This is a genomic window from Amaricoccus sp. W119 (assembly GCF_047275745.1).
Classification (GTDB): Bacteria; Pseudomonadota; Alphaproteobacteria; order Rhodobacterales; family Rhodobacteraceae; genus Amaricoccus.
Genome location: NZ_JBKQWU010000016.1, coordinates 53,634 through 80,315, shown reverse-complemented (window position 1 = coordinate 80,315; position 26,682 = coordinate 53,634). Strand labels below are relative to the sequence as shown.

Below are 26,682 nucleotides of genomic sequence, written 5' to 3'. Positions count from 1 at the left end.
GGGGTACGGCGGCGGATGGTCAAGCGGGATTCGCGGGAAGCCGGCGGGGAATATGGTCCGGGAGCCAAGCCTCGCCTATATAGCGCGCATGGATGGTGATTCTCCCCGGACCGCGCGGCCTGATGGCCTGCGCTTTCTCAAGATGCACGGACTCGGCAACGATTTCGTGGTGGTGGACGCGCGCGGACGCGAGAACCCGGTGACGCCGGCGGTCGCCCGGCTGCTCGGGGACCGGCATCGCGGGGTCGGCTTCGATCAGCTGGCGGTGATCCGCGACGATCCCGAGGCGGCGGCGGCGGTCGATTTCTGGAATTCGGACGGCAGCCAGGCGGCGGCCTGCGGCAATGCCACGCGCTGCGTCGGGCGGCTCCTGCTCGGCGAGAGCGGGGCGGCTGGGCTCGACCTCAGGACCGGGCGCGGGATGCTGCGGGTCGAGCAGGCCGGGGGTGGCCTCATCCGCGTGAACATGGGGCGGCCGGAACTGACCTGGGACCGGGTGCCGCTCGCGCGCGCGATGGATCTCGATGCGCTGCCGCTCGACGGCGATCCGGGCGCGGCGGGGATGGGCAATCCGCATTGTGTCTTCGTGGTCCCCGACGTGATGGCGGTCGATGTGGTGACGCGGGGCGCGGCGGTGGAGCACGATCCGCTGTTCCCGGAGCGGACCAATGTCGAATTCGTCGAGGTGATCGACCGCGAGACGATCCGGATGCGGGTCTGGGAGCGCGGAGGCATGGTCACGCTCGCCTGCGGCTCCGGCGCCTGCGCGGCCGCGGTGGTGACGGCGCGCCGCGGGCTCACCGGACGGAACGTGACGGTGCGGCTCGACGGCGGCGACCTCGGGATCGACTGGCGCGAGGACGGCGTCTGGATGACCGGTCCGGCGACGCTGGTCTTCGAGGGGCGCCTCGCGCCCGAGATCATGACGCCCGGGATCGCGACGCCGGTCACGGCGTCGGTTCCGGCCTCGGTTCCGGCCTCGGTTCCGGCCTCGGACGCGGCGGGGAGCGCGTCATGAACGCGCCGACGCGCCGGTCGCCGGTCTTCGCCACGCTCGGCTGCCGGCTGAACGCCTATGAGACCGAGGCGATGAAGAGCCTCGCCGCCCGTTCGGGCCTTACCGAGCCGGTCGTGGTGGTCAACACCTGCGCCGTGACGGCGGAGGCGGTGCGGCAGGCTCGCCAGCAGGTCCGCAAGCTCGCCCGCGAGAACCCGGGCGCGAAGGTGATCGTGACCGGCTGCGCCGCGCAGACCGAGCCGGGGCGGTTCGCGGAAATGCCCGAGGTGGACGCGGTGCTCGGCAATGCCGAGAAGCTGCGGCCCGCGGCCTGGGCCGCGCTGGCCGAAGGTGGCCTGTCCGGGGATGGTCTGGCCGGTGGTGGTCTGGCCGGAGGTGATCTGGGGCGCGGTGATCCGGGACGCGATCACCCGCGAGGCGCGGGCGCGACGGTCCGCGTCGGCGACATCATGGCCGAGCGGCGGCCGGAGGCGCCGCTGATCGACGGGCTCGGTACGCGGTCGCGGGCCTATGTGCAGGTCCAGAACGGCTGCGATCACCGCTGCACCTTCTGCGTGATCCCCTATGGCCGGGGCAATTCGAGGAGCGTCCCGGCGGCGACGGTGACCGAGCAGATCGCGCGACTGCGCGGCAAGGGGTTCAACGAGGTGGTGCTGACCGGCGTCGATCTCACGAGCTGGGGCGCCGATCTCGACGGGGCGCCGAAGCTCGGGGATCTCGTTCACGCGATCCTGCGCGCCGTGCCCGACCTGCCCCGGCTCAGGATCTCCTCCATCGATTCGATCGAGGTCGATCCGGCGCTCGCGGAGGCGATCCGGTTCGAGCCGCGGCTGATGCCGCACCTGCACCTCTCGCTGCAGGCGGGCGACGACCTGATCCTGAAGCGCATGAAGCGGCGGCACCTGCGCGACGATGCGATCCGCTTCTGCCAGGAGACGCGGGCGGCGCGGCCGGAGATCGTGTTCGGCGCGGACATCATCGCGGGCTTTCCGACCGAGACCGAGGCCATGTTCGAGAATTCGCTGCGGCTCGTCGAGGACTGCGGCCTGACCTGGCTGCATGTCTTCCCGTTCAGTGCGCGCGCGGGCACGCCGGCGGCCCGGATGCCACAGGTGGAGCCGGCGGTGGCGAAAGAGCGGGCGGCACGGTTGCGCGCGCTTGGCGCCGCGCGGGTCGAGGCGCATTTCGCATCCATGACCGGGCGGAAGGTCACGCTCCTGATGGAGCGCCCTGATCTCGGCCGAACCGAAGGCTTCGCGCCGACGCGGATCGCGGGCGGCGCGGTTCCGGGAAGCCTGATCGAGGCGCGGGTGACGGGCAGCGCGGAGGCCACGCTGCTCGCGGAGGCGGTCTGAGCCGCGCAACCTCGCGCGGCCCGGAGTTCACATCACTGGTCACATGTCCTGTCACATGTCCTGCTGGACATCCCCCGCGGTGTCGGTCACCGCGTCGCCGGCGGCCGAGACATCCTTCCCGGCGCCGGCGATGGTGTTGCAGGCGCTGAGCGCGGCCACGGCGGCGAGGAGGAGAGCAAGAGTCTTCGCAGTCATGCGGGTGTCCTTTCGGGATCGAGACGAGAGTGCGCGGAGACTAGCATTTCCGGGGCCCCGCGCAACGGGCCGGGCGGGCGCGGGCCGGCTCGGAGTCTGCTACGGGCGGGCCCCGGGACGGATCGGGGATCGGCCCGGATTTGGCCCGCGATCCCAAGGCACTTTGCGCCGGGGTGGAACGTGCCTATATTCGGATCAGTCGATCCCGCGCTCCGAGGAACAGCTGTCCGATGCCCGCACCCATCGCCATCTCACCCATCGCCTGGATGGTCCTGCGCTACGGCGCCGTGGCCGCCCTGACCATGGCGGCCGCGCGTGCGCGCCCGTCGCAGCCGAAGGACCCCGCGCACGAGACCGTTCTCGATGACCTGCCCGACGGGGTCGGCGCCCGCGGCCACCGCGCCGAGGGCGAGAATTCCGTCCATGGCCATGGCAAGTTCCGCCGCGTGCTGCGGCTGCGCCCCGGAGGGCCGGGGGTGGAGTTCGACGGCGCGCTGCTGGGCCGGTTCCGGCTCCGCCGCGTCGACTGAGGGCCGGGTCGGATGACGACGCCCGGATCGGAGGCGGCGGGGCTGCGCCTCTATTCCTCGGCGACCTCGCCCTTCGTGCGCAAGGTTCTGGTGGTGCTGCGCGAGACCGGGCTGCTCGGTCAGGTCGAACTTGTTCCGGCGGGTGGCAATCCGATCGATCCGGGCACCATGCCGGTCGCGCGCAATCCGCTCGGCAAGATCCCGGCGCTGGAGCGCGCGGACGGGCCGGCGATCTACGACAGCCGGGTGATCTGCCGCTATCTCGACGAACTGGCGAAGAGCGCGCTCTATCCGCCGGCGCGGCTCTGGGACACGCTCACGCTGGAGGCGACGGCGGACGGGATCATGGAGGCCGCTGTCCTCACGCGCTACGAGACGATGCTGCGGCTGGATGCGGCGCGGTCGGCCCCCTGGATCGCCGGCCAGCGCGCCAAGATCACCCGTGCGCTCGACGCGCTGGAGGGGCGCTGGATGGCGCATCTCGCCGGGCCGCTCGATTGCGGGCAGATCGCCGTCGGCTGCGCGCTCGGCTATCTCGACTTCCGGCTCGGCGATCTCGGCTGGCGCGAGGGCCGCGCGGATCTGGCGGCCTGGGAGGCGCGGTTCGCCGAGCGTCCGTCGATGCGCGAAACGGTCCCGGCCGATTGACCGGGACCGTACGGCGGGGTCGGGAGTGACCGGAGCGCCTCAGTTGATGCTCAGGTACTGATCGATGTTCTCCTGGGTGACGAGTTCGAACGGGATGTAGATCTGCCGTTCGAGGCTCTCGCCCGCGATCAGCTTCAGCACCGCGTCGATCGAGCCCCGGCCCTGGCCGGCGGCGTCCTGGAAGACGGTGACGTCGAGGTCGCCCATCTGCATCGCGGCGAGGCCGTCGGCGGTCGCGTCGATGCCGCCGACAACCACGTCCTCCATGGGAATGCCGGCGTTCTTCAGCGCCTGGATCGCGCCGATCGCCATCTCGTCGTTGTTCGCGAAGACCGCGTCGAACTGCGTCCCGGCGGCCAGCCAGTTCGTCACGAGATCCGCCGCCGTCTGGCGCTGCCAGGCGCCGGTCTGCTGGTCGACGATCTCGATGAATTCGCATTCCGGAGTCGCGAGCACGTCATGCACGTCCTGGGTCCGAAGCCGCGCCGCCTCGTTCGAGAGGTCGCCGATCAGGATCACGCCGGTCGCCTCGGTCTTGCCGGCTTCCTTGAGCTGGCGGCACATCTCCTGCGCTTCGAGCGTGCCGGATTCGAGCTCGTTCGAGGCGACGAAGGCCTGGCCCTCGGGCAGCATGTCCGGATCGCTCGGCCCAGTGTTGACATAGACGAGCGGGATGCCCGCGTCCTTCGCCGCGTTGGTCATGGCGACGGTCGCGTCGGAATCGACCACGCTGACGATGATGCCGTCGACGCCCGAGGCGATGAAATTCTGCACCTGGCTGAGCTGGCGGCCGATGTCGAGCTGCGCGTCTTCCATCTGCAGGGTGACGCCGTCCATACCCTCGGCGTAGTCGGTCATCGCGTTCTTGATCAGCGTCTGGAACATGTTGTCGAAGTTCGGCAGCGCGACGCCGATCGTCTGCGCCGAAGCCGGCAGGGCGGCGCAGGCGCCGATGATGGACGCAAGGACAAGTTTCTTCATGGGGATGGTTCTCCTCCTCTCCCGCTGGACGCCGCCGCTCGGGCGGATCTGGCCACGCATTCGCGNAGGGCGGCGCAGGCGCCGATGATGGACGCAAGGACAAGTTTCTTCATGGGGATGGTTCTCCTCCTCTCCCGCTGGACGCCGCCGCTCGGGCGGATCTGGCCACGCATTCGCGATGTTGTGAGCCAAGACTTAGGGCCGCGGCCCCCCGCGGAGCAACAGCTTTCCCGCGGCGATCACCGCGGGGCGGAAACGAAGGGCGGACGGAAAAAGGCCCGGGGACTGCCCGGGCCTGAGTTGGTGGGAAGGATTTCAGGACGGCGGCCGGATCGCGATCAAACCCGCGATCGAACCCGACCAGACCGCGATCAGATCCGCGATCAGGCGGCTTCGCGGATGCCGAGCACCTTGGCCATGGTCGCGCCCATCGAGGACGGGTTCGGTGCGACGGTGATGCCGGCGGCGCTCAGGATCTCGACCTTCTCCTGCGCGGATTCACCGAAGGCGGAGATGATCGCGCCGGCATGGCCCATCTTGCGGCCCTTCGGCGCCGAGAGGCCGGCGACATAGGCGACGACGGGCTTCGTCATGTTCTCCGACGCCCAGGCGGCCGCCTCAGCCTCCTGCGGGCCGCCGATCTCGCCGATCATCATCACCGCGTCGGTCTCCGGGTCCGCCTCGAAAAGCTCGAGGATGTCGCGGAACGATGAGCCGTTGATCGGATCGCCGCCGATGCCGACGCTGGTCGAGACGCCGATGCCGAGCGCCTTCATCTGGCTCGCCGCCTCGTAGCCGAGCGTGCCCGAGCGGCCGATGATGCCGACGCGGCCCGGCTTGTAGATCGAGGGCGGCATGATGCCCATGAAGCCCTTGCCCGGGCTGATGATGCCGGCGCAGTTCGGGCCGATGAGACGCATCTTCCGCTCGCGGGGGTAGCGGCGCAGGAAGCGCTTCACGCGCATCATGTCCTGCGCCGGAATGCCGTCGGTCACGCAGACCGCCGTCTTTATGCCGGCGTCGGCCGCTTCCATCATCGCATCCGCCGCGAAGGGCGGGGGGACGAAGAGCAGGCTCGCCTCGGCGCCGGTCTCGCGCACCGCCTCGCGGACGGTATCGAAGATCGGCCGGTCGAGCACGCGGGTGCCGCCCTTGCCCGGGGTCACGCCGCCGACGACATTGGTGCCGTGCTTGATCATGTCCTCGGCGTGGAACTGGCCGATGCGCCCGGACATGCCCTGGACGATGACGGGGGTCGTTTCGTTGATCAGGATCGCCATGGTCTCGCTCCTCCTCAGGCCGCCTTGCGCGCGACCGACGCGACCGCTTTCCGCGCGGCGTCCGCGAGGCTGTCGGCCGTCATGATCGGCAGGCCGGAGTCCTCGATGATCTTCCGGCCCTCCTCGACATTGGTTCCGGCGAGCCGGACGACGACGGGAAGCTTCACATCGACCTCCCGGAAGGCCTTCACGACGCCCTCGGCCACCCAGTCGCAGCGGTTGATGCCGGCGAAGATGTTGACCAGCATCACCTCGACATTCTTGTCGTCGAGCACGGTGCGGAAGGCGCGGACCACGCGTTCCGGGCTGGCGCCGCCGCCGATGTCGAGGAAGTTGGCCGGCGCGCCGCCGGCGAGGCCGATCATGTCCATCGTCGCCATGGCAAGGCCCGCGCCATTGATCATGCAACCGATATTGCCTTCGAGCCCGACATAGGACAGGCCATGGTCGCCCGCCGCGCTTTCCCGCGCCTCCTCCTGGCCGCGGTCGCGCAGTTCGGAAACCTCGGGCCGGCGGAAGAGCGCGTTGGTATCGAAGGACATCTTCGCGTCGAGCGCTACCAGATCGCCCGTCCCGGTCACGACGAGCGGGTTGATCTCCACCATCGTCGCATCGAGGTCGCGATAGGCGCGGTAGCAGGCCTTGAGCACCGTGCTCATCTGCGCCACCTGCGACGCCGAGAGATCGAGCGCGAAGGCGAGCTCGCGCGCCTGATAGTCGGCGAGGCCGACCGCGGGGTCGATGGTCATCCGCCGCAGGCTCTCGGGATCGGTCTCGGCGAGATCCTCGATCTCGACGCCGCCATGGCCGGAGGCGACGATCATGATCCGCTCGGATTTCCGGTCGAGCACGAAGCCGAGGTAAAGCTCACGGGCGATGTTGGACGCTTCCTCGATCCAGAGCCGGTAGATCGGCTTGCCCTGCGCGCCGGTCTGCTTGGTGACGAGATTGCGGCCGAAGAGGGTCGTCGCGAAGTCGCGCACTTCCTCCTCGGACTTGCAGACCCGGACGCCGCCCGCTTCGCCGCGGCCGCCGGAATGGATCTGGGCTTTCACGACCCAGCCCGAGCCGCCGATTTCGCGGGCGCGGTAGCCCGCCTGTTCCGGGCTGTAGGCGAGGCCGCCGCGCGGTACGGGCACTCCGAAGCGCGCGAGGATCTCCTTCGCCTGATACTCGTGGATGTCCATCGAATCCTCCCTTCGTGTTCTTTTCCGCCAGTGCTTTCCGCTCCGGGGGCCTATTCGGCGGCGATCGCCATCGGCTGGCGCACGCGGCTGTCGCGGTACCAGGCCTGCGCCGCGGCGACGCCGGAGCCGAGCTCGATCGTCGCGCCCGCGTCCACCAGCGCCATTTCCGAGGATGCGATCGCGGCGAGGCACATGACCTCGTTCAGATCGCCGATATGGCCGATGCGGAAGGCCTTGCCGGCGAGCGGGCCGAGGCCGGAGCCGAGCGAGGTGTTGTAGTTCACATAGGCGCCCCGGATCACGTCGCGGGCGTCCACTTCCGGGGGCACGCGGATCGCGGTCACCGTGTCGGAGTAGATCCGGCAATGCTCGGCGACGAGATCGTAGCCCCAGGCCTCGGTCGCGCGGCGCACGCCCTCGGCGAGACGGCGGTGGCGGGCGAAGACATTGTCGAGTCCTTCCTCGAACAGCCGGTCGAGCGCCTTGCGGAGCCCGTGAAAGAGCTGCGTCGGCGGCGTGTAGGGGAAATAGCCGTCGCGGTTGAACGAGGTCATGTCCTCGAAACGGAAGTAGGCCCTGGGCAGCGTGGCATGGCGCGAGGCCGCCATCGCCCGGTTCGAGACCGCGAGAATCCCCAGCCCCGCGGGCAGCATCAGCCCCTTCTGGCTGCCGGTCACGGCGAGATCGACACGCCATTCGTCCATCCGGAAGTCAATCGACCCGACCGAGGACACGCCATCCACGAAGAGCAGCGCCTCGTGATAGACATCGTCCATCACCGCGCGGACGGCGCCGACATCCGAGGTGACACCGGTGGCGGTCTCGTTATGCGTGACGAAGACCGCCTTGATCTTGCCCTCGACATCGTTGCCGAGGCGGCGGGCGAATTCGCTCACCGGCGTCCCGGCGCCCCAGGGCACGTCCACCAGTTCGACATCGAGCCCGAGCTGCTCCGCCATCCGCGCCCAGAGCGTCGAGAACTGGCCCTGACGCGACATGAGCACCCGGTCGCCGGCGTTGAGCGTGTTCATGATCGCGGCTTCCCAGGCCGCGGTCCCGGAGCCCGGATAGATCATTATTGTACCATTGGTCGTCTTGAAGACACGGCGCAGGTCGGAGAAGAGACCCACGGTCAGATCTCCGAAATCGGGTGCGCGCATGTCCTGCATCGGCACGTTCATCGCCTGCCGGACTGCTTCGGGAACGTTGGTCGGGCCGGGAATCGCGAGATGGGTGATGCCGGTCTTCATGTCCTGATTTCCTCCTGTCGTCCCGCTCTCGTGGACTGTCTGGGGCCATTCCTGCGCCCAAACGGCGCCAGAACGAAGGAATTCCGGGTCATGCTGTAAATGCGAGAGTTCACAACTCCACAGTTTTGTTATATTGTAAACTCACAATTTTGCGGAGCGGGATGCGATGCGCAAGACCTTCGTGGGACCACGCCTGCGGCGGCTCCGGACCGACCGGGGAGAAACACAGGGCCAGATGGCGCGCAATCTCGGGATCAGCGCGGCCTATGTTAACCTGCTGGAAAACAACCAGAGATCGGTCTCGGTCCAGGTCCTGCTGCGGCTGTTCGAAGCCTACGGCGTCGATTGGCGCGACATCGCCGAGGATGATACCGCGACCGTGCTCGCGGACCTCAGGACCATGTTGCAGGACCCGATCTTCGAGAAATGCCGCCCCGACCTGCCGCAGCTTCGCGCCGCGCTCGTCCATTGTCCGACGCTCGCCACGGCGTTTCTGAAGCTGCACAGCATCTACCGCACGGCGACGGACCAGTTGCTCAGTCTCGGCGACGGCGGGGAAGGCGGCGGCGTGGTCGTGACCGCCCCGCCCGAGACCGCGGTCCACAATTTCTTCCGCCGGAACCGCAACCACTTCCGCGAACTGGAGGAGGCGGCGGATGCCTTCTGGGAGAAGATGGAGCCGGAGGCGGACGAGATCTATTCCTACCTGAAGTTCCGGCTTCGGAAGTCGCTCGGCATCTCGGTCCGCATGGTCGCGGTCGAGGATCTGCCGCATACGCTGCGCCAGTATGACGAGCGGGTTGGCGAGATCCAGCTTTCCATGGCGCTCGATCATCCGAACCGGGTGTTCCAGCTTGCGCACATGTACGGGCTGCTGGCCCTTGGCCCGGTGCTGGACCAGATCCTGAGCCGGTCCGAGATGAAGGGGGAGCGCGAGCTCGGCCGCTGCCGGGTCGAGCTCTGCAATTATTTCGCCGCGGCGATGCTCATGCCCTACGATGCGTTTCTCGCCGAGGCGAAGGCGTCGAAATACGACATGGACCATCTCGCGACCCGCTTCGGCGTGAGCTTCGAACAGGCCTGCCACCGCGCGACCACGCTGAACCGGGAGGGCGCCCAGGGGGTGCCGTTCTTCTTCCTCAGGATCGACAAGGCCGGGAACGTCTCGAAGCGGTTCAACGCGACGGATTTCCACCTCGCGGAGTTCGGCGGCGCCTGCCCGCGGCTCGATATTCACACGGCCTTCCGGGTGCCGGGCAGGATCATCCCGCAGTTCGTCGAGATGCCCGACCTGACGCAGTATTTCACCTTCAGCCGCACGGTCGATCGTCCGTCCTTCGAATGGCACAACCAGGACAACCGGCTCGCCGTCACGCTCGGCTGCACGGTCGAGCATGCGCCGGAGATCTGCTACGCGGAGGATTTCAACGTCGATGGACAGACCCGGATGACGCCGATCGGGCTCAACTGTCGGGTGTGTCCGCGACAGAACTGTGACCAGAGGGCCTATCAGGCGGTGATTCTGAGTCAGCCCGTCGATGCGATGCGGCGAGGCGCGACCCGATTCGACAGCTGAGCGGAGAATTGAGCCGGCTCAGGCGCGAGAGCTGCTCCGGAGCGGTCAGAAACGGCGAAAATCCGCCCTGATGATAGGCAAGATTCCGCATTGCACAACGAAATTGCCCATTGGCGGGGCAAATGCTCTGGACACGGACCTGTCGCAGTGCGAGCGTGCCGATGTCACGGCGCTGACACCAAACCACACTAGGTAGGGTGCATCCGGGGAGTGTGATTCCGGGCGCTGAGTAAAGAGCCGCCTCCGGCGGCTGGTCGAGTAAACGGTGCTGTTGTTCCGAGCGAGTTGTGCCGGCGTGAACGCCAGATTCAACAAGACGGCCTGAAACAGGATACCCCTGTTTCAGGCCGCGTTCACCATCCGGGTCTCAGGCCGCGGTGACGGTCCAGGGTTCCGCGAAACTGTGTTCCTCGAGATTGTTGCCCTCTCCGGTCCGGTCCACGATCACGAAGTTCGAGGCCCGGCCGAGCGGCGTTAGCACGCCGTGCCAGACGCCGCGCAGATAGTTCACCCCTTGCCCCGGCGCGGTCAGGAAGGCGCGGGGCCTGCCCGGTGCGCCGTTCTCGTCCTCCGCGACGACCACGAGAAACGGCTCCTCGCTCATCGGCACGAAGGCCTGGCTGCCGAGCGGGTGCCGCTCCAGCAGCGTGAGCGTCAGCGGCAGCGCATAGGGACGGCCGAAGCCGACGCTGATATTGACCCGCGCCTCTGGCCCGGTGAATTCCATCCGGGCGAGGTCGTGGAAGCGGTCGCACATGCCGCCGTTGATCTGGAAGCTCGGGGCGCCGCGCGCCTCGATCACGTCGCCGAAGGGCGCGAAGGCCTCGGCGGTGAGCGGTTCGGCGATGATCTCCCGGCTCATCGCGTCGGCACCCCCCGCGGGCGCAGCGACGGATGGCGGTTCACATCCTTGTAGAGCAGGTAGCGGAAGCGGCCCGGTCCTCCGGCGTAACAGGCCTGCGGGCAGAAGGCCCGGAGCCACATGAAATCGCCCGCCTCGACCTCGACCCAGTCGCGGTTCAGCTTGTAGACGCCCTTGCCCTCGAGCACGTAGAGCCCGTGCTCCATGACATGGGTCTCGAGGAAGGGGATCACCGCTCCCGGCATCAGACTCACGATCGTCACATGCATGTCGAGGCGCAGGTCGTCGTGGTCGAAGAAGCGGGTGGTCGACCAGCGCCCGTCGGTATCGGGCATCGCCATGCCCTCGATGTCGCGCTCGTTGCCGACGATCGGGTCGGGCAGGCCGAGACCCTCGACCGGCTCATAGGCCTTGCGAATCCAGTGGAAGCGGGCCGCCGCGTCGCCCGAGTTGCGCGCCGTCCATTGCGTGCCCGCGGGGATGAAGGCGAAGCCGCCCGGCTCCAGCCGATGCGCCTTGCCGGCGATGGTGAGGTCGAGCGTTCCCTCCACGACGAAGAGACAGCCCTCGGCCTCGGGATCGGGCTCGGGGCGGTCGCTGCCGCCGCCGGGCTGAACTTCCATGATGTATTGGGAGAAGGTCTCGGAGAAGCCCGACATCGGCCGGGCGATGATCCAGGCGCGGGTCTTTTCCCAGAACGGCAGCGCGCTCGTCACGATATCGGACATCACCCCGCGCGGGATGAAGGCATAGGCCTCGGTGAAGACCGCGCGCCCGGTCAGAAGCTGGTCCTGGCCCGGCAGCCCGCCGTGGGGTGCCCAATAGGACGGGTGGGTTCTCGTCGGGGTGTCGTCTTTCATGGCAGCATGTCCTTGAGGCGCAGGAGCGCGATCCGCTCCACCTGCGCGCAGGCGGTGGCGAATTCGCTCGGCTGATCGTTTTCGATCCGCCGCTTGAACTCCGCGAGAATGTCCGATTTGCCCAGGCCCCGCACGGCGATGATGAACGGGAAGCCGAAGGTGTCCATGTAGCTCCGGTTCAACTCGGTGAACGTGTCGCGCTCGGCGTCGGTCAGCGAATCGAGCCCGGCCCCGGCCTGTTCGGCCGTCGATTCCGCCGTCAGGCGCTTGGCCTGCGCGAGCTTGCCCGCGAGGTCGGGGTGCGCGGTCAGGACGCTCATGCGCTCCTGCTCGGAGGCGGAACGGAAGGCACGGGCGAGCGCGTTGTGCACGCCGAGCGCGGTATCATGGGCGGGGCCGAGTTCGTATTGCCAGGCGCGTTCCGCGATCCAGGGCGAATGCTCGAAGACCCCGCCGAAACGCTCGACGAAGGCGTCCTGATCCAGCCGGCTCGGCGCGTCGTTGGCGATGGCGGGCGCGGGGTGCACCTGCGCCCAATGTTCGGCGATCTCGACCCGGCGTGGAATCCAGACCTTCTCGTGGCTCAGCACATAGTCGATGAACTTCGCGAGCCCGGCCGCGCGGCCCGGCCGGCCGATCAGACGGCAATGCAGGCCGACCGAGAACATCTTCGGACTGCCCGCCTCGCCCTCGGCGTAGAGCACGTCGAACGTGTCCCTGAGATAGGTGAAGAAGTCGTCCGAGGTGGTGAAGGTCCCCGCCGAGAACCGCATGTCGTTGGTTTCGAGCGAATAGGGAATGATGAGCTGCCGCCGCCCGGCATGTTCGCGCCAGTGCGGCAGGTCGTCGTCATAGGTGTCGGAGATGTAGTCGAAAAGCCCGGTCTCGCTCACCAGATCCACAGTCTGGAGCGAGCTTCGGCCAGTGTACCAGCCGCGCGGCGGCTCGCCCACGACCTCGGTATGCAGCCGGATCGCCTCGACGATGTCGGCGCGCTCCTGTTCGGGCGTGTGATGGCGGTAGTTGATCCATTTCAGACCGTGGGAGGCGATTTCCCAGCCCGCGTCCTTCATCGCCGCGACCTGCGCCGGCGAGCGGGCGAGCGCCTCGGCCACGCCATAGATCGTGAGCGGCACGCCGCGGGAGACGAACATCTCGCGCAGCCGCCAGAACCCGGCCCGGGCGCCGTATTCGTACATCGATTCCATGTTCCAGTGCCGCTGCCCCGGCCAGGGCTCGGCGCCGGCGATATCGCTCAGGAAGGCTTCCGAGGCGGCGTCGCCATGGAGCAGGCAGTTCTCGCCGCCTTCCTCGTAGTTCAGCACGAACTGGACCGCGACATTCGCACCGCCCGGCCACGCGGCCTTGGGTGGATGCGCGCCATAGCCCTGCATGTTCCTTGGATATCGATTCATGCGGCGGCTCCCGTGATTTTCCATTCCCCGCCTTTGTAATGGACCGGACCGGCCGTGCCTTTCAAAAAGTTCTTGAAGCTATTTCAGGCGACCGGGTCTGGTCTCGGCGCTTTCGCCGGGGCAGGGTGGCCAGCGAAACGACAGGTGGAACCGACAGGCGAAACCGAGAGGGAGAGCGAGATGGCGGAAGCCGAAGGCTATGTGACGACCCATGTCCTCGACGCGGCCCGCGGCTGCCCGGCGGAGGGAATGACGATCGAGCTTTACCGCCTCGACGGCGACAGCCGCGCGCTGGTGCGGACCGTGGTGACGAACGACGATGGCCGAACCGATGGCCCGGTCATTCCGAAGGGCGAGTCGGCGGTCGGCACCTACGAACTCGTCTTCCACGCCGGCGCCTATCTCGACGCCGCCGGGCTCGCGACCGAGGCGCCGAAATTTCTCGACCTGATCCCGATCCGCTTCGGCGTCGCCGATCCGGCGGCGCATTACCACGTGCCGCTCCTGCTCTCGCCCTACAGCTATTCGACCTACCGGGGCAGCTGAGCCTCCGCCGCCGCGGGGGCGGGCGGTTCGTTCACCTCCGCGAGGATCTTGCGGCAGGCGGCGACCATGAAGTCGATGAAGACGCGCGCCTTCGGGTCCTGCAGCCGCTTGTGCGGATAAAGGAGCCCCAGGGTCGCATCGAAGGGTGGCGTCCCGGTCGCGACCGGGACGAGCCGCCCGCTTTCCAGATGCTCCGCCACCTCGAAATACGGCTTCAGGATGATGCCGTGGCCGGCGAGAGCCCAGCCCGTCAGCACATCGCCATCATCCGATTCGTAAGCCCCGCCGACATCGAACCGGCGCGGGCCATCTGGCGTCGACAGCGTCCAGACGAATTCCTGCGCGCCGGGAAAGCGCAGCAGCAGGCATTCGTGCTCACCCTCCACGAGATCATGACCGTCCGCCGGCATTCCCCTCCGCGTCACATAGTCGGGCGCCGCGCAGAGGAGCCGCGCGCATTCGGCGATCGGCCGAATCCTGAGGCTCGATTCCTCGGGCGTGCCGAGGAAGAAGGCGAGGTCGAGCCCCTCGGCTGTCAGGTCCAGCCGCCGATCGGAGAGCCGGAGCCGGATGTCCACGTTCGGAAACCTGGCCCGGAACTCGGGGATCAGCGGTGCGATCAGCCGCTTGCCAATGCCGAGGGGTGCGGCGACATGGAGCGAGCCTCGCGGGCTCCGCGTCGCATCGGCGATGGCGCTCTCGGCTTCCTCGATCGTTTCGAGAATCCGCCGCGCGCCCTTGTAGAAGACGCTCCCCTGCTCGGTCGGCTGCAGGCTCCGCGTCGTGCGCGAGAAGAGCCGCACGCCCAGATGCTTCTCCAGCTCCCCGATCCGCGCGCTCGCCACCGCCGCCGATACCCGCTGGTCACGCGCGGCCGCCGACATGCTGCCAAGTTCGTAGACGCGCACGAAAGTCTTGAGATTGTTGACATAGGCCATCTCTGGCGCGGCCTCCCGGAATGAGACTCGAGGCGTGATCTTCAGGATAAACCGGAAACTGCCCCCGATTTTATGACCCTTGTTGCCCGAGCCCGATGTGGCAAGCTGACCGGGCAAGCAGGAGGGTTTTCATGTACGATTTCGCCATCATATGGGACTGGCTGGCGTTCGCGGTACGCTGGCTTCATGTCATCACCGGTATCGCCTGGATCGGATCGTCGTTCTACTTCGTGGCGCTTGATCTCGGCCTGCGCAAGACCCCGGATCTCCCGGCGGGCGCGCATGGAGAGGAATGGCAGGTCCACGGCGGCGGATTCTACCACATCCAGAAATATCTCGTGGCACCCGAGCGGCTGCCGGATCAGCTGATCTGGTTCAAGTGGGAGAGCTACGTCACCTGGCTCTCGGGTTTCGCGATGCTCTGCATCGTCTATTACGCCGGCGCCAACCTCTATCTGGTCGACCGCGCGGTGCTCGACGTCTCGGCGCCGGCCGCCATCCTGATCTCGATGGCCTCGCTCAGCGTCGGCTGGCTGATCTACGACAATCTCTGCAAGTCCCGTCTGGCGGAAAGCCCGACCACGCTGATGATCCTGCTCTTCGGCGTGCTCGTGGTCATGGCCTGGATGTACACCAACCTCTTCACCGGCCGCGCGGCGCTCCTGCATCTCGGTGCCTTCACCGCGACGATCATGACGGCGAACGTGTTCTTCGTCATCATGCCGAACCAGCGCATCGTCGTCGCCGATCTCAAGGCAGGGCGGGAGCCGGATGCGAAATACGGCAAGATCGCGAAGCTGCGTTCGACGCACAACAACTACCTGACGCTTCCGGTCCTGTTCCTGATGCTGTCAAACCACTATCCGCTGGCCTTCGCGACGGAGTACAACTGGATCATCGCCTGCCTCGTCTTCCTGATGGGCGTGCTGATCCGCCACTACTTCAACACGACGCACGCGCATAAGGGCAATCCGACCTGGACCTGGCTCGCCACCGCCGTGATCTTCGTCATCATCATGTGGCTCTCGTCGAGCCCCCGGAGCGAGCGCCCCGAGCTTGCGATGTCGCCGCTCGACGAGAAGTTCGCCTCCGCCGAGAACTTCGATCAGGTGGCCGACACGGTGCTGACGCGCTGCTCCATGTGCCACGCGCCGGAGCCGGGCTGGGAGGGTATCCATATCGCGCCCAAGAGCGTGATGCTCGACACCCCCCAGCGGGTCGCCCAGCACGCGCGCGAGATCTACCTGCAGGCGGGCGTGAGCCACGCGATGCCGCCCGCGAACATCACGGAGATCCAGCCCGAGGAGCGCAAGCTGATCATCGACTGGTACCGGGACGCGACCGCCGGCTGATCCGGCACGCTTCTAGAAAGGTCGCCGCCAATGAAAAGGCCGGCCCCTCGCGGGACCGGCCTTTTCTGATTCTGGTACCCGCTTATTCGGCGGTCAGGAGCGGCGGCTTCTTGGTGCCGATGCGGGGCGCGCCGGAGTGGATCTCGAGCTCCAGCTTGCCGTCGCGAACCACGACTTCCACGAGACCACCCTTGGCGAGCTTGCCGAAGAGCAGTTCCTCGGCCAGCGGCTTCTTGATGTTCTCCTGGATCACCCGGCCGAGCGGCCGCGCGCCCATCTTGTCGTCGTAGCCCTTGTCGGCGAGCCATTCCGCGGCTTCCGGCGTGAGCTCGATCTGGACGTTGCGGTCCATGAGCTGCGCCTCGAGCTGGAGAACGAACTTCTCGACCACCTGCAGGATCACCTCCTTCGGCAGCGCGCCGAAGCTGATGACCGCGTCGAGACGGTTGCGGAACTCGGGGCTGAAGGTCCGCTCGACGGCGACCGTGTCCTCGCCCTCGCGCCGCTCGCGGCCGAAGCCCAGCGCGTTCTTCGCCTGTTCCGTCGCGCCCGCGTTCGAGGTCATGATCAGGACGACGTTGCGGAAATCCACCGTCCGGCCGTTGTGGTCGGTCAGCTTCCCGTTGTCCATCACCTGCAGCAGGATGTTGTAGACATCCGGATGCGCCTTCTCCATCTCGTCGAGCAGCAGCACGCAGTGCGGATGCTGGTCCACGCCATCGGTCAGGAGCCCGCCCTGGTCGAAGCCGACATAGCCCGGAGGCGCGCCGATCAGGCGGCTGACGGTGTGCTTCTCCATGTATTCCGACATGTCGAAGCGCAGCAGTTCGACGCCGAGCATCTGGGCGAGCCGCTTGGCGACCTCCGTCTTGCCGACGCCGGTCGGGCCGGTGAAGAGGTAGTTGCCGATCGGCTTCTCCGGCTCGCGCAGGCCCGCGCGGCTGAGCTTGATCGCCGAGGCGAGCGCGTCGATGGCCTTGTCCTGACCGAAGACGAGCCGCTTCAGGCTGGCTTCGAGATCCTTCAGCACCTCAGCGTCGTCCTTGGAGACGTTCTTCGGCGGGATGCGGGCGATCTTCGCCACCACCGCCTCGATCTCCTTCGAGGTGATGGTCTTGCGCCGCCGGCTCTCGGGCAGGAGGTGCTGGGCCGCGCCCGCCTCGTCGATCACGTCGATCGCCTTGTCCGGCAGCTTCCGGTCATGGATGTAGCGCGCCGAGAGGTCCACCGCCGACTTGATGGCGTCGAGCGTGTAGCGGATCTCGTGGTGATCCTCGAAATACGGCTTCAGCCCCTTCAGGATCTTGAACGCATCCTCGACCGAAGGCTCGTTCACGTCGATCTTCTGGAACCGGCGAGCAAGCGCGCGGTCCTTCTCGAAGTGCTGGCGGTACTCCTTGTAGGTGGTGGAGCCCATGCAGCGCAGCGTGCCCGACTGCAGCGCGGGCTTCAGCAGGTTGGAGGCGTCCATCGCGCCGCCCGAGGTCGCGCCCGCGCCGATCACGGTGTGGATCTCGTCGATGAAGAGGATCGCGTTCGGGTGGTTCTCGAGCTCCTTCATCACGGCCTTCAGCCGCTCCTCGAAGTCGCCGCGATAGCGCGTGCCGGCGAGCAGCGCGCCCATGTCCAGCGAGTAGATCGTCGTCTCCGCGAGGACCGCCGGCGTCTCGCCGTCGACGATCTTGCGCGCGAGGCCCTCCGCGATCGCGGTCTTGCCGACGCCCGGGTCGCCCACGAGCAGCGGATTGTTCTTGCGGCGGCGGCACAGCACCTGGATGCAGCGTTCCACCTCGAGGTCACGGCCGATCAGCGGATCGACGTCACCCTTCTTGGCCTTCTCGTTGAGATCGACACAATACTTCTGCAACGCGGTCTCCTCGGCCTCCTTACCACTCTGTACCTGAGCCTTGGGTTCGGGCGCGGCTTCGGCGCCCTTGACCGGCCGCGACTCGACATAGGACGGATCCTTGGCGACGCCGTGGCTGATGTAGTTGACCGCGTCGTAACGGGTCATGTCCTGTTCCTGCAGGAAATAGGCCGCGTGGCTCTCCCGCTCGGCGAAGATCGCGACGAGCACGTTGGCACCCGTCACTTCCGAGCGCCCGGAGCTCTGGACGTGGATCGCGGCGCGCTGGATCACGCGCTGGAACCCGGTGGTCGGCGCGGCCTCGGAGCCTTCGATATCGGAGATGAGCGCCTCCAGCTCCTCGTCTAGGAAGGCGACAATCGTTTTCCGCAGTTTCTCGATATCGACGCCGCAGGCCTTCATGACGCGCGAGGCGTCGGGCTCGTCGAGAAGTGCGAGCAGCAGATGCTCGAGCGTGGCGAGTTCGTGCTTGCGCTGGTTGGCATGCCCAAGGGCATTATGGATGGCGGCTTCCAGAGTGCTCGAGAAAGAGGGCATATCCGCGTCCTTCCGTATGTTCCCGCCGGCCTCGCGGCCCGCTCGGGCAGGGTAGAGGATTTCCTACCCGTTACCTGTTAAACTTCGGTTCTAGTCCACGCGCTTCAAGGGTCGAGTATGAACCTCTGACGGGAAAAGCGCAAAAAGAATGCAATCGGCCGGATGGCGATGGCGAAAAAATGCTGCGCCTGCTCAGAATGAGTCCTTGCGACGCCGCATCGCGGCGAAAACTTGTGCATCCGATGAACTAGGCATCCCAAGCGCCGCCTTCAAGTCCGGGTCGGTGGCTCGCAAAAACGGATTGGTGAGCCGTTCCGTGCCGAGCGGGGCCGGTACGGTCGGCTCTCCGCGGCCCCGGGCAGCCGTGATCGCCTCCGCGCGCTCCCGGGTCGGAGCGTGCGCCGGGTCGAGTGCGCTTGCGAAGGCGGCGTTGCCCGCCGCGTACTCATGCCCGGAATAGACCAAAGTCTCACCCGGCAGGGCGGCCATCCGCGTCAGACTGTCCCACATCTGCTCGGCCGAGCCCTCGAAGAGCCGGCCGCATCCCATCACCATGAGGCTGTCGGCGGAGAAGAGCGCGGGGCCGTCGGGAAAGTGGAAGGCGATATGGCCGACCGTATGTCCCGGCACCTCCATGACCGTGCCGACCGAGTCGCCGACCGCGATCGTGTCGCCCTCGGCCACTTCCCGGTCGAGGGGGGGCAGTCGGCGCCGGTCCGCCGCGGCGCCCACGACTTCGGGACGGAAGGCGCGGCGCAGCTCGTCCACGCCGGCGATATGGTCGTCGTGATGATGCGTGATCAGGATCAGGTCGAGCGGCCAGTCCCGTTCCGCCAGCGCCGCGCGGATCGGCGCCGCCTCCGGCGCGTCCACGAGAGCGACCTTGCCACTCGCCGTGTCGCGCAGCAGATAGGCGTAGTTGTCGGTCCGACACGGAACGGTGACGATCTCGAGCGGCATCGATGCCTCCTTCTTGTCTTGGCGCCACTCTGGCGGATCGGCTAGGCTGCGGCAATGCATCTGGACGTGGTGGACCTTCGGACCTTCTACTACCGGACCAAGCTCGGCCGTTCGGCGCAGCGGGGTCTGCAGGAGGCATTGCGCCGTTTCTGGCCCGACGTCCACGGCATGACCGTCGTGGGCTTCGGCTTCGCGGCGCCGGTCCTCAGGCCCTTTCTCGCCGAGGCCCGCCGGGTCGTCGCGCTCATGCCCGGGCCGCAGGGCGTCATGCCCTGGCCACCGGCCGGTCCCAACGTCAGCGCGCTGGTCGAGGAGACCCACTGGCCGGTCGAGGCGGGCGGCGTCGACCGCCTCGTCGTGATGCACGGGCTCGAAGCCTGCGATAATCCGACCGCGCTTCTGGACGAGATCTGGCGCGTGCTCGCACCGGGCGGCCAGGTCGTCTTCATCGTGCCGAACCGCTCCGGCCTCTGGGCCCGGCGGGACGCCACGCCCTTCGGCTTCGGGCGGCCCTACAGTTTCGGCCAGCTCGAGACGCTGCTAGCGCGTAACCGCTTCCTGCCCGAACGGCACGCCACCGCGCTTTACAGCCCTCCGTCGCACCGGCGTTTCTGGCTGCAGACGGCGCATGTCTGGGAAAAGCTCGGGCATCGGTTCAACGCCCAGTTCATGGCGGGCGCGCTGCTTGTCCAGGCGACCAAGCAGGTCTACGGCCGCCCGCCGCAGGAAGGGTCGCGGGTCACGGCGCGCGGGCCGCTCGACGTGTTCGGCGGGCTGACGCGACCAAATCCCGAACCGGTGACGAGCCGTGGCCGGGCCGCCCGCGCACGCGTGCCGCGGATGCGAGGAAACGGTGCGCTGGGGGGATCTGCGACTTGCCACCAACTCACCGCTCTGTTATCACCGCGGCCGTTTAGTCAGGGAGGGTAAACACCCCCCACGGCGCCTCGCGCCGGCCGCTCGCGGGGGGCGGGACACGGGAACGAAAGGGTGGTTTGTGGCCAGCTCAGCTTCACTGACCTCGGGAGTAGCGGGACGCTACGCGACTGCGCTGTTCGAAATCGCCAAGGAATCGAATTCTCTCGACAAGGTCGAAGCTGACCTCGACGCACTGGACACTGCCCTCGGCGAGAGCGCCGATCTGCGCGATGCGATCGCCTCCCCGGTCTTCAGCCGTGAGGACCTCGGGGCCGCCGTCACGGCGCTCGCCTCGAAGATGGAATTCGGCGAGGCGGTGACCAACACGCTGCGCCTGATGGCGCAGAACCGCCGGCTTTTCGTGCTGCCCGATCTGATCGCGCAGGTCCGCGCGCTCGTCGCGAACGAGCGCGGTGAGGTGACCGCCGAGGTGACGGCCGCGAAGCCTCTGACCAAGGGGCAGACCGAGGCACTCAGCGAGACGTTGAAGGCGAGCGTTGGCAAGGACGTCAAGCTCAATGTAACAGTCGATGAGAGCCTCATCGGCGGGCTGGTGGTGAAGGTCGGCTCGCGCATGATCGACACCTCGGTCCGCTCGAAGCTGGCTCATCTCCGCAATGTCATGAAAGAGGTCGGATAATGGCGATCCAAGCCGCTGAAATCTCTGCGATTCTCAAAGAGCAGATCAAGAATTTCGGCCAGGAGGCCGAAGTCGCGGAGGTGGGTCGCGTCCTTTCCGTCGGTGACGGGATCGCCCGCGTGCACGGGCTCGACAACGTGCAGGCCGGCGAGATGGTCGAATTCCCGGGCGGCATCCGGGGCATGGCGCTGAACCTCGAAGCCGACAACGTCGGTATCGTGATCTTCGGCTCCGACCGCGAGATCGGCGAAGGCGACGTGGTGAAGCGTACCAAGTCGATCGTGGACGTGCCGGTCGGCAAGGGCCTGCTCGGCCGCGTGGTCGACGCGCTCGGCAACCCGATCGACGGCAAGGGCCCGGTCGAATACACCGAGCGCCGGATCGCCGACGTCAAGGCGCCGGGCATCATCCCCCGCCAGTCGGTGCACGAGCCGATGGCGACCGGCCTCAAGGCGATCGACGCGCTGATCCCGATCGGCCGCGGCCAGCGCGAGCTCATCATCGGTGACCGCCAGACCGGCAAGACCGCCGTGGCGCTCGACGCCATCCTCAATCAGAAGTTCTACAACGAGGTCGCCGGAGACGACGAGAGCAAGAAGCTCTACTGCGTCTACGTCGCGGTCGGCCAGAAACGCTCGACCGTCGCGCAGCTGGTGAAGAAGCTCGAGGAAACCGGTGCGATCGAATACTCGATCATCGTCGCCGCGACCGCGTCCGAGCCCGCGCCGATGCAGTATCTGGCGCCCTACGCCGCCTGCTCGATGGCCGAGTACTTCCGCGACAACGGGATGCATGCGCTCATCGTCTACGATGACCTCTCCAAGCAGGCCGTCGCCTACCGCCAGATGTCGCTGCTGCTCCGCCGTCCGCCGGGCCGTGAAGCCTATCCGGGCGACGTCTTCTACCTGCACTCGCGTCTGCTCGAGCGCGCGGCGAAGCTGAACGCCGACTACGGTTCCGGCTCGCTGACCGCGCTGCCGATCATCGAGACCCAGGCGGGCGACGTTTCGGCCTATATCCCGACCAACGTCATCTCGATTACCGACGGCCAGATCTTCCTCGAAGCCGAGCTTTTCTACCAGGGCATCCGGCCCGCGGTGAACGTCGGTCTCTCGGTGTCGCGCGTCGGCTCCTCGGCGCAGACCAAGGCGATGAAGTCGGTCGCGGGCTCGATCAAGCTCGAACTCGCGCAGTACCGCGAGATGGCCGCCTTCGCCCAGTTCGGCTCCGACCTCGACGCGGCGACGCAGCGACTGCTGAACCGCGGTGCGCGCCTGACCGAACTGCTGAAGCAGCCGCAGTACTCGCCGCTCACCAATGCCGAGCAGGTGGTGGTGATTTACGCCGGCACCCACGGCTATCTCGACAAGCTGCCGGTGAGGGATGTCGGCCGGTTTGAAAAGGGGCTTCTGAGCCACCTGCGCGGCACCGACGCCGACCTGCTCGCCGACATCCGCGACAACGATCAGAAGATCGCGGGAGAGATCGAGGACAAGATCAAGGCATCGCTGGACGCCTACGCGAAGACCTTCGCCTGATCCGTGATCGAGAGGGGGAGCGCGGCCCATGCCGAGCCTTAAGGACCTAAAAATCCGGATCGAGAGCGTCAAGTCGACGCGCAAGATCACGAAAGCCATGCAGATGGTCGCGGCGGCGAAGCTCCGCCGCGCCCAGGACGCCGCCGAGGCGGCCCGCCCCTATGCCGAGCGCATGGAGGGGGTGCTGGGCAATCTCGCGAGCGGTGTCGGCTCCAGCGCCAATGCGCCGAAGCTTCTCGGCGGCACGGGCAAGGAGGACGTCCACCTGCTGGTCGTCGCAACCTCGGAACGCGGCCTCTGCGGCGGCTTCAACAGCACGATCGTCCGGCTGGCCCGCCAGCGGGTCGAGAGACTGCGCGGCGAGGGCAAGACGGTCAAGATCCTGACCGTCGGCAAGAAGGGCCGCGAGCAGCTCAAGCGCGATCTCGGCGACCACCTCGTCGGGCATGTCGATCTCTCCGATGTCAAGAAGATCGGCTATGTGGACGCCCACAAGATCGCCGGCGAGCTGCTTCACCGGTACAACGAGGGCGAGTTCGACGTCTGCACGATCTTCTTCAATCGCTTCGTCTCCGTGATCAGCCAGGTGCCGACGGCGCGGCAGCTGATCCCCGCGGTCTTCGAGGCGAAGGACGAGGCGGAGGGCAAGGACGGCAAGGGCAAGTCGACGGGCGCGCAGTACGAATACGAGCCCGACGAGGAAGCGATCCTCGCCGATCTCCTGCCGCGCGGGGTCGCGACGCAGATGTTCACCGCCCTGCTCGAGAACGGCGCTTCCGAACAGGGCGCCCGGATGAGCGCGATGGACAATGCGACGCGCAACGCGGGCGAGATGATCGACAAGCTGACGATCCAGTACAACCGTTCGCGCCAGGCGGCGATCACGAGCGAGCTCATCGAGATCATTTCGGGCGCCGAGGCGCTCTAGGGAACGAGAAAGACGGGGAACCGCGCAATGACACAACCAGTCGGCAAGATCACTCAGGTCATCGGCGCCGTGGTCGACGTTGAGTTCGACGGCCACCTGCCCGAGATCCTGAACGCGCTGGAGACTGACAACCAGGGCAACCGTCTCGTGCTCGAGGTCGCACAGCATCTCGGCGAATCGACCGTGCGCACCATCGCGATGGACTCGACCGAGGGTCTCGTCCGCGGCGGTGAGGTGGTCGACACGGGCAAGGAGATCCAGGTTCCGGTCGGCGACGGCACGCTCGGCCGCATCCTCAACGTCGTCGGCGAGCCGGTGGACGAGAAGGGCCCGGTCGAGTCGGACGAGTACCGTCCCATCCACGGCATCGCCCCGGATTTCGCCGATCAGGCGACGGAATCCGAGATCCTTGTCACCGGCATCAAGGTGATCGACCTGCTCGCCCCCTATGCCAAGGGCGGCAAGATCGGCCTCTTCGGCGGCGCGGGCGTGGGCAAGACCGTGCTCATCCAGGAGCTCATCAACAACATCGCCAAGGTGCACTCGGGCTATTCCGTCTTCGCCGGCGTCGGTGAGCGCACCCGCGAGGGCAACGACCTCTACCACGAGTTCATCGAATCGGGCGTCATCGACGCGAATGATCTGACGAAGTCGAAGGTGGCGCTGGTCTACGGTCAGATGAACGAGCCGCCGGGCGCCCGTGCCCGCGTCGCCCTCTCCGGCCTCACGCTGGCCGAGAAGTTCCGCGACCAGTCGGGGACCGACGTGCTCTTCTTCGTCGACAACATCTTCCGCTTCACCCAGGCGGGTTCCGAGGTGTCGGCGCTTCTCGGCCGCATCCCCTCCGCCGTGGGCTACCAGCCGACGCTCGCCACCGACATGGGCGCGCTGCAGGAGCGGATCACCTCGACGCGGCACGGCTCGATCACCTCGGTGCAGGCGATCTACGTGCCCGCCGACGACCTGACTGACCCGGCGCCGGCGACCTCCTTCGCCCACCTTGATGCGACGACCGTGCTTTCGCGCGCGATCTCGGAACTCGGCATCTACCCCGCCGTGGACCCGCTCGACTCGACCTCGCGCCTGCTCGACCCGATGGTGATCGGCGACGAGCACTATCAGGTCGCGCGTGACGTGCAGGGGATTCTGCAGCGCTACAAGTCGCTCCAGGACATCATCGCCATCCTCGGCATGGACGAGCTTTCGGAAGAGGACAAGCTGACCGTGGCCCGCGCCCGGAAGATCCAGCGCTTCCTCAGCCAGCCGTTCGACGTGGCGCAGGTCTTCACCGGTTCGCCCGGCGTGCAGGTCCCGCTCGATGTCACGATCGACAGCTTCAAGCGCGTCGTGGAAGGTGAGTTCGACCACCTGCCGGAAGCCGCCTTCTACATGGTCGGCGGTATCGACGAGGTGATCGCCAAGGCCGAGAAGATGGCCTCGGCCGCCGCCTGAGGAAAGGGACGCCCACGTGGCCACCACGATGCAATTCGATCTGGTCAGCCCCGAGCGCAAGGTCGTCTCGGTCGAGGCCAGCATGGTGCAGATTCCGGGCGCGGACGGTGATTTCACCGCCATGCCCAATCATGCGCCCTTCCTGACCACGCTGCGTCCCGGCGTGGTCAAGGTCACCGCCGAGGGCAAGGTCAGCGAATACGTCGTCACCGGCGGCTTCGCGGAGATCTCGCCGGACTCGGCCTCCATTCTCGCGGAGCAGGCAATGCCGCGCGATGAGGCATCCGCCGAGATGATCGCCGATCTTCAGAAGGACGCCGAGGCGGCGCTTCAGGAAACGACCGGCGACGTGGAGAAGAGCGCGGCGGACCTCCGCCTGCGCGATGTCGCGCAGCTGAAGGCGACGCTCAATCTCTGATCCGGGCTCCGATCCTGCTCCGGGCCTCGGGAACAGCAAGGCTCCGCCGGGATGGCGGGGCCTTTCGTTTTTTCCGTCACGCTGATCTGATTGGCTTTTCAACCACGCCGATGTGTTTAGGCACCGCGCAGCCACTGCTGGGGCGTCCAGCGCGCAGGACAGGCGACCCGGTCACATGGTGCGCGGCTTAGCCCCTCCATCGTCCCCCACGGAGGGTGGTCATCGATTTACGCCGCCGATGCCATGCCCGCCGCCGCTTCCGGCCCATGGGGCGCGGGCCCGGCGTTTGCCGGGCGGAGCAGCAGCGCCGCCCAGACGATCGCCGCGGCGATGACGAAGCCGATCGCGCAGGCGATCACCACGGACCGGGTGCCGGTGCTTTCGGGTGGCTCGCCCTTGACGACCCGGGGGCCGCTCACCAGCGGCGCATCGTTCTCCGACGTGCCTCCCGGCGTCCTGTCCGGCTCCCGATCCGGGCCAGAGTCCTCCGGGTCCGCGCGCGGTCCAGCTGGTGCGATCAGCGCGGCGCCGGCGTCTCTCGGGGCATTCGGGGCGGGATCGCCCGCGGGCCGTCCATCCCCGGCGTCGGAACGAGTGGTGTCGGGTGGGAGCCGCGCGTCGTCGGCCGCGTGCGGGGCCCCGCCGCCCGGCGCGGGCGCGGACTGGTCCTCGATCGCGGTCCCGTTCTCGCGGAAGAGCGGTGCCCGCAGGTCTCCGCGCGGCTCCGGAACCTCCCAATGCGGCACAAAGAGAGTGTCCGACATGACGACGCGGACACCATCCGCGCGCTCTACCCGCCGATCGGCCTCCGTTCGTCGGCCCCGCGCTTCGGTCGTCGAGGGCGTCCTCGCAACATTCCTGTTCAAAGATTGAAACCTCAAACACACTGACGGCGCCGAGTGGACGCCTCTCCCCAACCCATTCGCAGGGTACGGCAATTTCCGGCGTCTCCGAAGCACTATTTCGCGCGCGGCGCCCGTTGGCGCGATCCGAACGTCGCTACGGTTAATCGGGACGGGATTTTTGTTACACCGCCCGGATCAACTTGCGGTCGAGAATGCGCAACACCGTGGCGAGGTCGTTGCCGCGCTTCAGGATGCGGCCGTCGAGGCCGATCACCGCGTACTGCCCTTGTCGCGCGGCGAGCCTGGGGCGTTTCTCGATTCGGTAGAGCGGTTGCTCGGCGGTGTGGCGGAAGACCGAGAAGACGGCGACGTCGCGCAACATCGAGATGCCATAGTCGCGCCAGAACCCGGCCGCGACCATCCGTCCGTAGAGGCCGAGGATCACCGACAATTCCACACGGTGGAAGCTGACCCGGTCGCCGGGCGTGGGGAGGGTCGCCATATCCGCGAATTGTGCCATGCCAGCGAGCATGGCGGCGCCGCGGGGGTTTGGCAAGCGCCGTCATCGGGGCGACATCCTTTGGCG

At 67.3% G+C, this 26,682-nt stretch carries 26 protein-coding genes; 13 read left to right on the top strand and 13 right to left on the bottom strand.

All coding sequences use genetic code 11. From position 1 onward, the window contains the following. Positions 1 to 88: 88 nt before the first annotated feature. A complete protein-coding gene (dapF, locus tag ACLJK8_RS11045; RefSeq protein ID WP_413150327.1) occupies positions 89 to 1,018 on the top strand; it encodes a diaminopimelate epimerase in 930 nt (309 codons plus the stop codon). Then, complete coding sequence (gene mtaB, locus ACLJK8_RS11040) at positions 1,015 to 2,373, top strand: tRNA (N(6)-L-threonylcarbamoyladenosine(37)-C(2))-methylthiotransferase MtaB (protein WP_413150317.1); 1,359 nt, start codon at positions 1,015 to 1,017, stop codon at positions 2,371 to 2,373. Before dapF ends, mtaB begins: the two co-directional genes overlap by 4 nt. A 51-nt stretch (positions 2,374 to 2,424) precedes the next feature. Here mtaB and ACLJK8_RS11035 read toward each other — a convergent pair whose 3' ends face one another. Beyond that, positions 2,425 to 2,568 (bottom strand): entericidin A/B family lipoprotein, encoded by a 144-nt coding sequence (locus tag ACLJK8_RS11035; protein WP_413150316.1) that lies wholly within the window; start codon positions 2,566 to 2,568, stop codon positions 2,425 to 2,427. 230 nt (positions 2,569 to 2,798) lie between these two features. Here ACLJK8_RS11035 and ACLJK8_RS11030 point away from each other — a divergent pair, with 230 nt between their 5' ends. Both ACLJK8_RS11030 and ACLJK8_RS11025 read left to right on the top strand, forming a co-directional pair. Beyond that, a complete protein-coding gene (locus ACLJK8_RS11030) occupies positions 2,799 to 3,098 on the top strand; it encodes a hypothetical protein (RefSeq protein ID WP_413150315.1) in 300 nt (99 codons plus the stop codon). A 42-nt stretch (positions 3,099 to 3,140) separates the two neighbouring features. Continuing rightward, positions 3,141 to 3,746, top strand: a complete 606-nt coding sequence (locus ACLJK8_RS11025) for a glutathione S-transferase (protein WP_413150326.1) — start codon at positions 3,141 to 3,143, stop codon at positions 3,744 to 3,746. Positions 3,747 to 3,785: 39 nt separating this feature from the next. Here the strand turns inward: ACLJK8_RS11025 and ACLJK8_RS11020 are convergent, their stop codons facing one another. From ACLJK8_RS11020 to ACLJK8_RS11005, 4 genes are all read right to left on the bottom strand, one after another. Then, positions 3,786 to 4,727: a sugar ABC transporter substrate-binding protein gene (locus ACLJK8_RS11020; protein WP_413150314.1), complete on the bottom strand. Its 942-nt coding sequence runs from the start codon at positions 4,725 to 4,727 to the stop codon at positions 3,786 to 3,788. 383 nt (positions 4,728 to 5,110) lie between these two features. Continuing rightward, on the bottom strand, positions 5,111 to 6,007 hold the full coding sequence (gene sucD, locus ACLJK8_RS11015; protein ID WP_413150313.1) for a succinate--CoA ligase subunit alpha: 897 nt from the start codon (positions 6,005 to 6,007) through the stop codon (positions 5,111 to 5,113). 14 nt (positions 6,008 to 6,021) lie between these two features. Then, the gene (locus ACLJK8_RS11010; protein ID WP_413150312.1) at positions 6,022 to 7,194 is read right to left on the bottom strand and encodes a malate--CoA ligase subunit beta; all 1,173 of its coding nucleotides are present in this window, start codon (positions 7,192 to 7,194) and stop codon (positions 6,022 to 6,024) included. Positions 7,195 to 7,244: 50 nt separating this feature from the next. Then, positions 7,245 to 8,444, bottom strand: coding sequence for an aminotransferase class V-fold PLP-dependent enzyme (locus tag ACLJK8_RS11005; RefSeq protein WP_413150311.1), 1,200 nt, complete (start codon positions 8,442 to 8,444; stop codon positions 7,245 to 7,247). A gap of 166 nt (positions 8,445 to 8,610) precedes the next feature. Between ACLJK8_RS11005 and ACLJK8_RS11000 the strand changes: the two genes are divergently transcribed. Continuing rightward, complete coding sequence (locus ACLJK8_RS11000; RefSeq protein ID WP_413150310.1) at positions 8,611 to 10,020, top strand: helix-turn-helix domain-containing protein; 1,410 nt, start codon at positions 8,611 to 8,613, stop codon at positions 10,018 to 10,020. 367 nt (positions 10,021 to 10,387) lie between these two features. On the opposite strand, the gene ACLJK8_RS10995 is transcribed toward ACLJK8_RS11000, so the two are convergent. From ACLJK8_RS10995 to puuE, 3 genes are read right to left on the bottom strand one after another with little or no spacing between them, the layout of a single operon-like run. Further along, on the bottom strand, positions 10,388 to 10,882 hold the full coding sequence (locus ACLJK8_RS10995) for an ureidoglycolate lyase (RefSeq protein ID WP_413150309.1): 495 nt from the start codon (positions 10,880 to 10,882) through the stop codon (positions 10,388 to 10,390). After that, on the bottom strand, positions 10,879 to 11,742 hold the full coding sequence (locus tag ACLJK8_RS10990; protein WP_413150308.1) for a bifunctional allantoicase/(S)-ureidoglycine aminohydrolase: 864 nt from the start codon (positions 11,740 to 11,742) through the stop codon (positions 10,879 to 10,881). The genes ACLJK8_RS10995 and ACLJK8_RS10990 overlap by 4 nt, the downstream gene beginning before the upstream one ends. After that, complete coding sequence (gene puuE / locus ACLJK8_RS10985) at positions 11,739 to 13,157, bottom strand: allantoinase PuuE (RefSeq protein ID WP_413150307.1); 1,419 nt, start codon at positions 13,155 to 13,157, stop codon at positions 11,739 to 11,741. Before puuE ends, ACLJK8_RS10990 begins: the two co-directional genes overlap by 4 nt. Positions 13,158 to 13,337: 180 nt before the next feature. Between puuE and uraH the strand changes: the two genes are divergently transcribed. After that, complete coding sequence (gene uraH / locus ACLJK8_RS10980) at positions 13,338 to 13,703, top strand: hydroxyisourate hydrolase (protein ID WP_413150306.1); 366 nt, start codon at positions 13,338 to 13,340, stop codon at positions 13,701 to 13,703. Here the strand turns inward: uraH and ACLJK8_RS10975 are convergent. Beyond that, positions 13,688 to 14,641, bottom strand: coding sequence for a LysR substrate-binding domain-containing protein (locus ACLJK8_RS10975; protein WP_413150305.1), 954 nt, complete (start codon positions 14,639 to 14,641; stop codon positions 13,688 to 13,690). The two genes, uraH and ACLJK8_RS10975, sit on opposite strands and share 16 nt — an antisense overlap. A 131-nt stretch (positions 14,642 to 14,772) precedes the next feature. On the opposite strand from ACLJK8_RS10975, the gene ACLJK8_RS10970 reads away from it, so the two are divergent. Beyond that, complete coding sequence (locus ACLJK8_RS10970) at positions 14,773 to 15,993, top strand: urate hydroxylase PuuD (protein WP_413150304.1); 1,221 nt, start codon at positions 14,773 to 14,775, stop codon at positions 15,991 to 15,993. Between the two features lie 82 nt (positions 15,994 to 16,075). Here the strand turns inward: ACLJK8_RS10970 and clpA are convergent, their stop codons facing one another. Together clpA and gloB are read right to left on the bottom strand one after the other, a co-directional pair. Continuing rightward, a complete protein-coding gene (gene clpA / locus ACLJK8_RS10965; protein WP_413150303.1) occupies positions 16,076 to 18,397 on the bottom strand; it encodes an ATP-dependent Clp protease ATP-binding subunit ClpA in 2,322 nt (773 codons plus the stop codon). 192 nt (positions 18,398 to 18,589) lie between these two features. Continuing rightward, positions 18,590 to 19,357 (bottom strand): hydroxyacylglutathione hydrolase, encoded by a 768-nt coding sequence (gene gloB / locus ACLJK8_RS10960; protein ID WP_413150302.1) that lies wholly within the window; start codon positions 19,355 to 19,357, stop codon positions 18,590 to 18,592. Between the two features lie 54 nt (positions 19,358 to 19,411). Here gloB and ACLJK8_RS10955 point away from each other — a divergent pair, with 54 nt between their 5' ends. The 6 genes from ACLJK8_RS10955 to atpC all read left to right on the top strand — a co-directional run bounded on the left by ACLJK8_RS10955 (position 19,412) and on the right by atpC (position 25,251). Next, entirely contained in the window at positions 19,412 to 20,287 is an 876-nt protein-coding gene (locus ACLJK8_RS10955) for a methyltransferase domain-containing protein (RefSeq protein ID WP_413150301.1), read from the top strand. Positions 20,288 to 20,354: 67 nt separating this feature from the next. Then, the gene (locus tag ACLJK8_RS10950) at positions 20,355 to 20,915 is read left to right on the top strand and encodes a F0F1 ATP synthase subunit delta (RefSeq protein ID WP_413150300.1); all 561 of its coding nucleotides are present in this window, start codon (positions 20,355 to 20,357) and stop codon (positions 20,913 to 20,915) included. Next, positions 20,915 to 22,453: a F0F1 ATP synthase subunit alpha gene (gene atpA / locus ACLJK8_RS10945; protein ID WP_413150299.1), complete on the top strand. Its 1,539-nt coding sequence runs from the start codon at positions 20,915 to 20,917 to the stop codon at positions 22,451 to 22,453. The genes ACLJK8_RS10950 and atpA overlap by 1 nt, the downstream gene beginning before the upstream one ends. A gap of 28 nt (positions 22,454 to 22,481) precedes the next feature. Then, on the top strand, positions 22,482 to 23,381 hold the full coding sequence (locus ACLJK8_RS10940) for a F0F1 ATP synthase subunit gamma (RefSeq protein WP_413150298.1): 900 nt from the start codon (positions 22,482 to 22,484) through the stop codon (positions 23,379 to 23,381). Positions 23,382 to 23,408: 27 nt separating this feature from the next. Further along, positions 23,409 to 24,833, top strand: a complete 1,425-nt coding sequence (gene atpD / locus ACLJK8_RS10935) for a F0F1 ATP synthase subunit beta (protein ID WP_413150297.1) — start codon at positions 23,409 to 23,411, stop codon at positions 24,831 to 24,833. Between the two features lie 16 nt (positions 24,834 to 24,849). Further along, positions 24,850 to 25,251, top strand: a complete 402-nt coding sequence (gene atpC / locus ACLJK8_RS10930) for an ATP synthase F1 subunit epsilon (protein ID WP_413150296.1) — start codon at positions 24,850 to 24,852, stop codon at positions 25,249 to 25,251. Between the two features lie 227 nt (positions 25,252 to 25,478). Here the strand turns inward: atpC and ACLJK8_RS10925 are convergent, their stop codons facing one another. Together ACLJK8_RS10925 and ACLJK8_RS10920 are read right to left on the bottom strand one after the other, a co-directional pair. After that, positions 25,479 to 26,015: a hypothetical protein gene (locus ACLJK8_RS10925; RefSeq protein WP_413150295.1), complete on the bottom strand. Its 537-nt coding sequence runs from the start codon at positions 26,013 to 26,015 to the stop codon at positions 25,479 to 25,481. Between the two features lie 262 nt (positions 26,016 to 26,277). Continuing rightward, a complete protein-coding gene (locus tag ACLJK8_RS10920; RefSeq protein WP_413150325.1) occupies positions 26,278 to 26,616 on the bottom strand; it encodes a DUF2794 domain-containing protein in 339 nt (112 codons plus the stop codon). Positions 26,617 to 26,682 lie beyond the last annotated feature (66 nt).